Genomic DNA, 8,926 nt, shown 5'->3' with positions numbered 1-8,926 from the left:
AGGCCGACCCCACCGCACAGGCCGCCATGCCCACCAGCGACGCAGGCGATCCGGCCTCTCCTGCACCGCCGTTCCACCCACTGCCCGCTGTCGCCGCTCCCACGTTTGCACGCCGGGGGTTCGCCCGCCCGCGCCTGCGCGCCAGCGGCCGGCAGTGGGCGGTGTTGATCGGCCTGGTGGCGTTGCTGGGGCTGCAGATCATCGTTGCCGACCGCGCCCAGCTGGCCGGCAACGCGCGCTGGCGGCCGCTGGTCAGCGTGGCCTGCACGCTGGCGCGCTGCACGTTGCCGGCCTGGCGCGAGCCGGCCGCGCTGACCCTGCTCACCCGCGATGTGCGCCCGCTGCCCGGCGCGGCCGGAGTGCTGCAGGTCCAGGCCAGTTTCCGCAACGATGCACGCTGGGCGCAGGCCTGGCCGTGGCTGCAGCTGTCGTTGTCCGATGCCGACGGGCGGGTGATCGGCACCCGCGTGCTGACACCGCAGGAGTATCTGGGCAAGGCGCCGGCCGCGCAGGACACGCTTGCGCCGGGCCAGGCGGTGCAGGTGGCGTTCGCGGTGCGCGAACCGGCCGCGAGCACGGCCGCCTTCAGTTTCGACTTCCGCTAAGCGGACGCGACCCGCACTCGCCGCGCACATGGGCGTGGCGAGCGGTGAGGTCACGCGCTAGACTCACTCCCCCTCGCCGGCCACGCGTCCCGGCTTCGTGACACTGGGAACTTCCTTTGAACGCAGCCTCCTCCCGTCCTGACACCAGTCGTGGCGCCCCCAAGTCGCCCCTGCGCGAACACGTGGCGCAGTCGGTGCGCCGTTATCTGCGCGACCTGGATGGCAGCGACGCGGACGATGTGTACGAGATCGTGTTGCGCGAAATGGAAATCCCGTTGTTCGTCGAAGTGCTCAACCATTGCGAAGGCAACCAGAGCCGCGCCGCGGCGCTGCTGGGCATTCACCGGGCGACATTGCGCAAGAAGCTGAAAGAGTACGGGCTGACGTAGGCCTGGGATTCGGGATTCGTAAAAGCGTGCTTCTGCCAGACGGTGCGGGCACGGGTTCCCGGTCACAGCGTGGTTTCGTGCGGGTCAGCCTTCCGGTTGGCCAGACGCGGCGGCCGACCGACGCGCTGCGCCGATCCGATGCTGCAGGTCGCCAACGGCACGCGATGCACATGTTGCGATCTTCTGACGAGCAATGTTGCAGGCGATCACGCCCAGCCATAACGAATCAGGTGGAAAAACACCGGCGCGGCGAAGCACACCGAGTCCAGGCGATCGAGCACGCCGCCGTGACCTTCGATCATGTGGCCCCAGTCCTTGATGCCGCGATCGCGCTTGATCGCCGACATCACCAGCCCACCGAAAAAGCCCATCAGGTTGGCCACCAGCGCCAGCCCAAACGCGTGCCATGGCGCAAACGGCGTGATCCACCACAGCGCCATGCCGAGCAGGCTGGCCGACAGCACGCCGCCGATGAAGCCTTCCACCGTCTTGGACGGCGACAGCTTCGGCGCGATCAGATGGCGGCCGGCCAGCTTGCCCCAGACGTACTGCAGCACGTCCGACGATTGCACCACGATGACCAGGAACGCGATCAGCAGCAGATTGCGGCCGGCGTAACCGGGAATGTCCAGGTTCAACAACGCCGGCACGTGCGAGATGCAGAACACGCAGATCATCAGCCCCCACTGCACTTTGGCGGTGCGTTCCAGATAGCCGGTGGTATCGCCGCCGATGGTGGCCAGGATCGGCAGCACCAGGAACGCGTACACCGGAATCAACAACGTGTACATGCCGTACCAGCCGGTCCACACCAGCCCGTATTGCCACGGCAGCACGATGTAGAACGCGGCCAGCAGCGCGTAGTAATCGCCGCGCCGCGTGGGGGTCAGGGTGATGAACTCGCGCAGCGCAAACAACGACACCAGCGCGAACAGCCCGATGACGCCGGCGCGGCCGAACACGAACGCAATGCCGACCACCGCCGCCATCACCCACCACGCGCGGATGCGTGCGACCAGGTTGTCCAGCACCGCACTCGGGCGTTCGCGCGCACGCCAGCGCAGCGTCTCGGAAATCAGTGTGGCAATCACCAGTACCAGCGCAATGCCGCTGAACAACCACAGCGTCTGCTGATGCATTGGGGACTGCTGCAGCTGCCCGCTGAACACATAAGGATTCATGCGCGCCCCTCCAGTTGCTCCGGCGACAACGCCAGCAGCGCCACGCGTGCGCGTGCCAGAAACGCATCCTTGTCCTCATCGGCGCCCAACCGCAACGGCGCCCCGAAGGTGGTGGTGCACAACAGCGGCAACGGCAGCCACTTGCCCTTGGGCATCACGCGCTTGAGGTTGTCGATCCACACCGGCACGAACTCCAGTTCCGGGCGTTGCCGCGCCAGGTGATACAGCCCGCTCTTGAACGGCAGCACGCCTTCGTCCGGGTTGCGGGTGCCTTCGGGAAACAGGATCAACGAATCGCCGGCGTCCACTGCATCGCACAGGCATTGGATCGGGTCGCGGGTGCGCTGCGCGGCATCGCGCTCGATCAACACACCGTTGAACACCGCGTGGATCAGGTAGCGGCGCAGTGCAGTGCGCTGCCAGTAATCGGCAGCGGCGACCGGACGCACGGTATGCCGTAGGCTAGCCGGCAGCGACGACCAGATCAGCACGAAATCGCCGTGGCTTGCGTGATTGCCGTAATACACGCGGCGTTCGTTGGAGGGTGCACACCCACGCCACAGCGCACGCGCGCCGGTCAGGGTACGAATGGCGCCGCTGCAGGCACGCGCGATCAAACGGGCAATCATGTCCACTCCAATGCGCGCACGGGTGTGCGCAGCGCTAATTTCACGATCGGTGCTGCAGCGGTGGGCGGCGTCGCCACTTCCGCAGCCAAGGCACCCGACACACGACACGCCGCGGACATGGCATGGCGCGAGCACTGCAATGCCTTGGCTGGCGCGGTGACCGTTGGCAAGCACTGCATCCGCTGAAAATGTGCCAGCGGCGCGGTGAGAGCCTTTGCCGCGTGTGCAGCGGTCACCACAGCGCCTTGCCGATCAGGGCGGCCCCCAGTGCCAGCACCTGCACCACCACGCTACCCACTTGCCTCAACAGCAGACGGCGCATGCCGGCCCAGCGCGCCAGCCAGTCGCGTGGCGCCGGCGCCATGCGCAGCAAGCCGATCGTCTGCAGTGCCTGATCGAGCTGTTGCGCGGCGCGATGCTCGTCGCTGTTGTCGATGGCAATCTGCTGCAGCACGGCCTCCAGCAGGTCCGCATCCAGGCCGACCCGGAACGCCCACACGCGCTGCACGACGCCTGCAGCCACACTGAGCGCGTAGCACAGCTGGATCGGCGCGGGTGCATCGGTGATGCCAAGCAGCACGATCACGGCGGCCAACAGCAGCAGCGAACACCGGTCCAGTGCAGCGCCCTGGCGCAACACCGCACGCATGCCGGCAAGTGTCATGGTCGCGCTCATGCGGCCACCTGCCCGGTGGCTGCATCGTGGCTGTCCACTGCGCCGGCGGCCGCAATGGCCGCACGGTGATGCGCACGCAGCACGATCGCCGGCCGCACCGCACGCAGTTGCGCAATGGCAGCGTCCACGCCGGCAGCCCGCCCGCTGCGGATCAGCCAGGTTGCGACGCTGGCCGCACTGCGCGAATACCCCAGGGCGCAACACACCAGCACCGGGCCGTGCGCACGGGCCTGTTCGATCGCCTGCGCCGCCGCGCGCAACTGCGCCGGCGACGGTGCCACCAGATCCAGCATCGGCACCGCCTGGTCCTGGGCAACTGCGGCGTACAACGACAGCTCTGCAGACACGTCCACGACTGCGGCAATGGTGCCGCGTTGCCCGGGCAACGGAATCCGCCCCAGCCACACCTCATCGGCCACCAGGCGCGGCAATGGATCGCGCCGTGTCCATAGCCGCGAATTGCACCATGCCGCCAGCAGATACGGCGCATACAACCAGCGCGCGGCAAGACTCAAGCGCCCATCGCTGCGCTTCTGGAATCCGAGCGGGCCGAGCAGCGCGTAATTCATGGCCACCAGCGACAAGGCCAGGGTGATCCACAGCAGCCACAGCCCGCTGCCACCACTCCACAGCGCAAGCGCGCCACTGACCAGCGCGCCGGCCAGATACGCAGCGGCCAATCGCCAACGGCGCGCGTCACGTGTCAGCCGTGCCTGGGCAAACGGTGCAGCGATGCGCTCCGGCCACAGCCACACGCACAGCCAACCCGCCGCCAGACCGGTGGGGATATCCAGGAAGTGATGTTGATAGGTGGTCAGCACCGACACGCCGATCAGCGCAAACCAGCCATGCAACAGCCAGCGCCACACACCGGAAAGATGCTGCGCATAGCGCACCCACAACACCACCAGCAGCACGATGTGCAGCGATGGCGCTTGATTGAAGGGCTTGTCGAAACCCAGCAGCACCGCAAACAACCAGCCGAACACGCCATCGGTATCGGGCCGGACGAAGCTGTAGCGCAACGGCCATAGCAAAAAACACGCCACGCACAGCAGCTGCGCGCTGAGCAGGCGCAACGCGTGCGTGTCCAGCTCGCGCCGCGTGCGGCAGACAAAGAACGACGCCGCGTAGAACAGGTCGATCGACCAATACGGCACGATGGTCCATGGCCAGAACGGCATGCCATGTTCCCAGCCGAACACCACCGATGGCACCTGCGTGGCCCGCCCGGCCAACGTATTGGCCAGGCCATAGCTGAGGAAAAAGAACGGCCCCAGCAACGCCAGCCACAGCGCAGCGCGAGCGGTCGGGCGTGCGCCGTGCGTCATGCCTGGATCCGCTGCGCCATCGACACGGTGAAGATGCCGAACGCATCGATGCGCTGCGTCACCTTGCGAAAGCCCGCCGCTTCCACCAGGCCATCCATTTCCTGCTGGCTCCGCCGACGCATCACCCAGGCCACGCCATCGCGGTGGCTGGTGAGCGCGCGCGCAATGAATTCCAGCTGCGGATGCCAGGGCTGGCCGGTGTAGAGCAGATAGCCGCCCGGCTGCACTGCGGCGGCAAGACCTTCCAGCGAGTGCGCCACCTGGTCATTATCGGCAAACAGCTCGTACAGGCCCGACACCACTGCCAGCGTCGGCGCCGGTTGCACCGCCGCCAACGCCGCCGGGTCGAACGCATCGCCTTGCTCGAACCGGGCGATCTCGCCCGCGCCCAGCGCCTGGATCAGTGCGGTGCCCTGGGTGACGTTGAGCGGGCTGAAATCGCGCAGCACGATCGCATCGGCACGTTGCGCGCCGCTGCCCAAGGCGTCGAGCACGTAACGCCCATGCCCTGCGGCAACGTCCAGCACGCGCACCGGCATGCCGGCACCACGCAACCGTGTCGCGGCATCACGCAGCAATTCACCCAGATGCGCGCCGCGGATGCGGATGCCGCGCCAACCGATCGCGTTGAGATAATTGCGGTCGATCATGCGGCCCAGCGGCCCACGACCACGCGCCTGGTTGCGGTAGATGTAGTCCAGCGTGCTGCCGGAGTCGAAACCGGTCTGCAGGCCGAGGGCGATGCCCTCGGAAAGCGTGCCGCCCAGCCGCAGGCCGGCACGCACGCCGCGCCAGCGCAGGTCCTGCAGGCTGTTGCGCGGTGGTGGCCAGGCCAGCCGCTCGGCCTCTTCGAAACTGGGGCCGCTGCGGTGCGCGTCGCGCAACTGCGCGCGCACCGGCGGCGCTGCGAAACGCGCCTGGATGAACGCGCGCATCGGCGCGATCGCAAGCGCACGATCGCGCTCGCCCAGGGTGTCGTGGAAGAAACCCGGCAACCAATGCCGCTGCTTGATCGGCGAGCGCAGGTTCTCGTAGAAGCGGTCCTGCGGGCCGCGATGCACCACGAAATCCGAGCCGGAGACCAGCAACTGGGTTGGCACGGTGATCGCCTGCGCATCGTCCACCACGCGTGCGGCCGCCGCATACAGGCCCAGCAACACGCGCACCGAAATCGGACGGGTGATCAGCGGGTCGGTGCGATAGCTCTCCACCCGCTGCGCATCGTGGGTGAGCCACTGCGGCTTGACGTAGCTGTTGACGAAGAAGTTGCCGCGCAGCGCATGCATCAGCGCCAGCCCGGCGCGTGCGAACGGCACGTACAACTTCACCTTGAACGCCGGCGAGGCCAGCACCAGCGCGCGCAGTGGCGGGGCATAGTCGTGCACCCAGGTAGCGGCCACCACCGCGCCCACGCTTTGGGCCACCACCGCAATGTCCTGCACCGCGATGCCGTGGGTGGTGCCAATGTGCGCGATGAAGCTGTCCAGATCGCGCACCAGCGCCTCGAAGCCCGGCGCATCGCCCCGCACGCCGGGCGAGCGGCCATTGCCGCGCGCATCCCAGGCGAAAAACTGCGCATCGGGCAGGTCCAGCTCCTCGGCCAGATGCATCACACGGCCGGAGTGCTCATGCCCGCGATGCAGCAGCACCACCGCCTTGGGCGCGCCACCTGCCACCGGGGCCGGCCAGTGCCGATAGAACAACTGCACACCATCGAAACTGGCGAACTCGCGCTCGACGACATCACGCATCGGATCATCCTGAAAAGAAGAAAGTAAACAGAGTGCAGCGGACATCGCATGCGCACTGCGGCGCGCAGGCAGCGCGCTTAGCCGGCCGGCGCCTCCGCCAGCCCGGCGCGCACCCGCCGCCACGCCGTGGCGATGCAGGCCAGACTCAGCGCAATGGCCACCCAGGTGACGCCGCGCGCACCCAGCAACCCGCAGGCCAGCCCCACGCCGACAACGCCAATGACGAAGGCGCGGTCGCTCTTGCCCATCGGCCCGTCGTAACGGCGGCTGGCGCCGACCATCAGGCCGAGCACGCCGGCGTATTCGGTCAGCGCGGCCAGCAGTGTGAACAGCCATAGCCATTGCGCACCCACCCCGGGCACGCCAAGCAGGCTCAAGTACAACGCCGCGTCGGCCACCACATCGCACAGTTCGTTGAGGTAGGCGCCCAGCCGCGACTGCTGACCAAACTCGCGCGCCAGCATGCCGTCGATGGCGTTGAGCCCCATGCGCAGCAACATCCACACCGGCAGCAACAGATACAGCAGCGGCCAGCCGGCGCCGGCGCGGTAGACCACCGCTGCCACCAGCAACGACACCGCCGCCGCGCTCAGCGTCACCTGGTTGGCGGTGATCCCGCCGCGGTACAGCGCGCCCACCATCGGCCGCAGCAGCGCCTGGAAGCGTCCTTTCAAAGCATAGATCGAGGCCATACGGGGTGTTGAGTCCATTCGAGCGCTGGCGCAGCCTACAATATCGGCTGCTCCGCAACGACATCCCCCACCGATGGCCACTGATTTGCTGCCCGTGCGCCGGGCCCTGCTCTCCGTTTCCGACAAGACCGGCCTGATCGATTTGGCCCGCGCGCTGGCAGCGCGCAACGTCGCGCTGCTGTCCACCGGCGGCACCGCCAAGGCGATCCGCGAGGCGGGCCTGCCGGTCACCGACGTCGCCGAGCTGACCGGTTTCCCGGAGATGATGGACGGCCGCGTCAAGACCCTGCACCCGCTGGTGCACGGCGGCCTGCTTGGCCGCGCCGGCATTGATGAAGCGGTGATGGCCGAACACGGCATCGTGCCGATCGACCTGCTGGTACTGAACCTGTATCCGTTCGAGTCGGTGACCGCCAAGGCCGACTGCACGCTGGCCGATGCGGTGGAAAACATCGATATCGGCGGCCCGGCGATGCTGCGCAGCGCGGCGAAGAACTTCGCCCGCGTGGCGGTGGCCACCGACCCGGCGCAGTACGCCGAGCTGCTGGCCGAACTCGATGCCAACGACGGCCAGCTGTCGGCGGCCAGGCGCTTTGCGCTGTCGGTGGCCGCGTTCAACCGCGTCGCGCAGTACGACGCGGCGATCAGCAACTATCTGTCGGCGGTGGCCGACAGTGCAGAGAGCGTGCCCACCCGCAGCCCGTTCCCGGCGCAGATCAATTCCAACTTCGTCAAGGTGATGGATCTGCGCTACGGCGAGAACCCGCATCAGGCCGGCGCGTTCTACCGCGACCTCTACCCGGTGCCGGGCACGCTGGCCACCTTCCAGCAATTGCAGGGCAAGGAACTGAGCTACAACAACCTGGCCGATGCCGATGCGGCGTGGGAATGCGTGCGTCAGTTCGATGCGCCGGCCTGCGTGATCGTCAAGCACGCCAACCCCTGCGGCGTGGCGGTGGGCGCGGCCTGCGGCGATGCCTACGAACTGGCCTACGCCACCGACCCCACCAGCGCGTTCGGCGGCATCCTGGCCTTCAACAAGACCCTGGATGCCGCGACGGCGAAGGCCATCCTGGATCGCCAGTTCGTCGAGGTGCTGATCGCGCCGGACTACGAGCCCGGCGCGCTCGACTACGCCACCAAGAAAGCCAACGTGCGCGTGCTCAAGATCCCGCACGGCAACGGCCTCAACAACTATGACACCAAGCGGATCGGCTCGGGCCTGCTGATGCAGTCGTCCGACAACCGCGGCATGTCGCTGGGCGAGCTGAGCGTGGTCACCCAGCGCGCGCCCAGCGAGGCCGAACTGGGCGATCTGCTGTTCGCCTGGCGCGTGGCCAAGTACGTCAAGTCCAACGCGATCGTGTATGCCAAGGACAGCCGTACCATTGGCGTGGGCGCCGGGCAGATGAGCCGCGTGGTCAGCGCCAAGATCGCCGCGCTCAAGGCCGAAGAGGCCAAGCTCACCGTTGCCGGCTCGGTGATGGCCTCGGACGCGTTCTTCCCGTTCCGCGACGGTATCGACGCTGCGGCCGCGGCCGGCATCAAGGCAGTGATCCAGCCCGGCGGCTCGATGCGCGATGGCGAAGTGATCGCCGCCGCCGACGAACACGGCATCGCGATGGTGTTCACCGGCGTGCGTCACTTCCGGCATTGATGTCACCGGCACAGG

General features: G+C 67.6%; 9 protein-coding genes. 3 read left to right on the top strand and 6 right to left on the bottom strand.

Going from position 1 to position 8,926, the window contains the following annotated elements; all coding sequences use genetic code 11:
- Together OZ10_RS10600 and fis are read left to right on the top strand one after the other, a co-directional pair.
- The coding region (locus tag OZ10_RS10600) for a DUF3426 domain-containing protein (RefSeq protein ID WP_052210015.1) at positions 1–605 on the top strand (605 nt) is incomplete at its 5' end.
- A gap of 116 nt (positions 606–721) precedes the next feature.
- Positions 722–994: a DNA-binding transcriptional regulator Fis gene (gene fis, locus OZ10_RS10595; RefSeq protein WP_039408095.1), complete on the top strand. Its 273-nt coding sequence runs from the start codon at positions 722–724 to the stop codon at positions 992–994.
- A 206-nt stretch (positions 995–1,200) separates the two neighbouring features.
- Here fis and OZ10_RS10590 read toward each other — a convergent pair whose 3' ends face one another.
- The 6 genes from OZ10_RS10590 to OZ10_RS10565 form a co-directional block, all read right to left on the bottom strand.
- Positions 1,201–2,175: a phosphatidate cytidylyltransferase gene (locus OZ10_RS10590; RefSeq protein ID WP_039408093.1), complete on the bottom strand. Its 975-nt coding sequence runs from the start codon at positions 2,173–2,175 to the stop codon at positions 1,201–1,203.
- A complete protein-coding gene (locus tag OZ10_RS10585) occupies positions 2,172–2,804 on the bottom strand; it encodes a lysophospholipid acyltransferase family protein (protein ID WP_039408091.1) in 633 nt (210 codons plus the stop codon). The genes OZ10_RS10590 and OZ10_RS10585 overlap by 4 nt, the downstream gene beginning before the upstream one ends.
- A 232-nt stretch (positions 2,805–3,036) precedes the next feature.
- Positions 3,037–3,480, bottom strand: a complete 444-nt coding sequence (locus OZ10_RS10580; protein ID WP_039564773.1) for a hypothetical protein — start codon at positions 3,478–3,480, stop codon at positions 3,037–3,039.
- Positions 3,477–4,811: a phosphatase PAP2/dual specificity phosphatase family protein gene (locus OZ10_RS10575; protein WP_039564772.1), complete on the bottom strand. Its 1,335-nt coding sequence runs from the start codon at positions 4,809–4,811 to the stop codon at positions 3,477–3,479. The genes OZ10_RS10580 and OZ10_RS10575 overlap by 4 nt, the downstream gene beginning before the upstream one ends.
- Entirely contained in the window at positions 4,808–6,562 is a 1,755-nt protein-coding gene (locus OZ10_RS10570) for a bifunctional alpha/beta hydrolase/class I SAM-dependent methyltransferase (protein ID WP_039408085.1), read from the bottom strand. The genes OZ10_RS10575 and OZ10_RS10570 overlap by 4 nt, the downstream gene beginning before the upstream one ends.
- Before the next feature lie 77 nt (positions 6,563–6,639).
- A complete protein-coding gene (locus OZ10_RS10565; protein WP_039564771.1) occupies positions 6,640–7,254 on the bottom strand; it encodes a CDP-alcohol phosphatidyltransferase family protein in 615 nt (204 codons plus the stop codon).
- 73 nt (positions 7,255–7,327) lie between these two features.
- Between OZ10_RS10565 and purH the strand changes: the two genes are divergently transcribed.
- On the top strand, positions 7,328–8,911 hold the full coding sequence (gene purH, locus OZ10_RS10560; protein ID WP_039564770.1) for a bifunctional phosphoribosylaminoimidazolecarboxamide formyltransferase/IMP cyclohydrolase: 1,584 nt from the start codon (positions 7,328–7,330) through the stop codon (positions 8,909–8,911).
- Positions 8,912–8,926: the final 15 nt, after the last annotated feature.

Source organism: Xanthomonas cannabis pv. cannabis (assembly GCF_000802365.1).
Lineage (GTDB): Bacteria > Pseudomonadota > Gammaproteobacteria > Xanthomonadales > Xanthomonadaceae > Xanthomonas > Xanthomonas cannabis.
Note: the sequence above shows the minus strand (reverse complement) of the source record. Positions and strands in the feature narration are given on the sequence as shown.